At 70.6% G+C, this 381-nt stretch carries 1 protein-coding gene and 1 pseudogene; both read right to left on the bottom strand.

The window, feature by feature from the left end; translation table 11 throughout:
* Positions 1 to 73: pseudogene (hisE, locus tag KDL01_RS45790) on the bottom strand (phosphoribosyl-ATP diphosphatase); the annotation flags it as partial.
* 34 nt (positions 74 to 107) lie between these two features.
* Positions 108 to 381 (bottom strand): 6,7-dimethyl-8-ribityllumazine synthase (ribH, locus tag KDL01_RS42770; RefSeq protein WP_212534393.1); only part of this gene is annotated, 274 nt, incomplete at its 5' end.

Here is a 381-nt window from a genome sequence, read left to right as displayed (position 1 = left end):
AGGTGGCGGGATCGCCGTGGGCGGCCTTGTGCTGGAGCTCGGTGAAGAGCTCCTCGAACGTCTTCTTGGACATGGTGGTCCTTACCCTACGCGGTGACGGGCGTTCCTCACCGCCAGGGTTCGGATACTGAACGCAGCGTCGCCGCGGTCGCCACCGCCGCGGTGACCGCCTCGTGCCCCTTGTCCTCGCTGGAGCCGGCCAGTCCGGCGCGGTCCAGGGCCTGCTCCTCGGTGTCGCAGGTGAGCACGCCGAAGCCGACGGGCACACCGGTGTCGACCGAGACCTGGGTGAGGCCCTGGGTGACGCCCTGGCACACGTAGTCGAAGTGGGGCGTGCCGCCCCGGATGACGACGCCGAGGGCGACGACCGCGTCGTAGCCC

It is taken from the genome of Actinospica durhamensis, assembly GCF_018139695.1.
In the GTDB taxonomy this organism is placed as follows: domain Bacteria; phylum Actinomycetota; class Actinomycetes; order Streptomycetales; family Catenulisporaceae; genus Actinospica; species Actinospica durhamensis.
Note: the sequence above shows the minus strand (reverse complement) of the source record. Positions and strands in the feature narration are given on the sequence as shown.